Source organism: Gemmiger formicilis (assembly GCF_016901605.1).
Taxonomy (GTDB): domain Bacteria; phylum Bacillota; class Clostridia; order Oscillospirales; family Ruminococcaceae; genus Gemmiger; species Gemmiger formicilis_B.
In genome coordinates this window covers 1-606 of record NZ_JACJKP010000389.1, presented here as the reverse complement: position 1 = coordinate 606, position 606 = coordinate 1, and the positions used below count along the sequence as shown (strand labels likewise).

Here is a 606-nt window from a genome sequence, read left to right as displayed (position 1 = left end):
CATCCAGGATAAATCCTTCTTCGATAGCCTGTCGCATCGAATAGATGTGGAAGGGATGGAAAGAACCATCCGGTTGAGGTTCGCCGAAAATTTCCAGGGTTTTGCCTTTGGGCGTTGCAGTAAAGGCAAAGAAACTCATGTTGCTGTGTTTACCTTGGCTGAGCATTTCTTGCACAAGAATATCGTTTGCCTCGACTTCTTCGATAGCCTTTTCTTCCAGTTCAGCATATTCTGCAAGAGCATCGCTCACATCAGCAAGAGCCGCCTTGAGTTTTAATGCGCTCTGTCCGGTCTGGCTGCTGTGTGCTTCATCTACAATAACCGCATAATGCTTACCAACAGCGGACTCGACTTCGTTGTAAATCACTGGGAACTTCTGCAAAGTGGTGACAATGATACGCTTTCCATCGTTAATGGCGTCACGCAGAGCGCCAGAGTTTTTCTTCTCGTCAATCGTAACTACACTCCCCAAAGTGTGGTCAAAGCTGGAAACGGTGGCCTGCAACTGTTGATCGAGAATACGGCGGTCTGTAATAATGATTACGCTGTTAAAAATTGGATCGTTATTTTCGTTGTGGAGGCTGGCCATACGGTAAGCCGTCCAAG

General features: G+C 47.0%; 1 protein-coding gene. It reads right to left on the bottom strand.

The genetic code is table 11. The annotated features are described in order from the left end of the window. Nucleotides 1-589 (bottom strand): DEAD/DEAH box helicase family protein (locus tag H6B10_RS15045; protein ID WP_345941864.1); only part of this gene is annotated, 589 nt, incomplete at its 3' end. Nucleotides 590-606 lie beyond the last annotated feature (17 nt).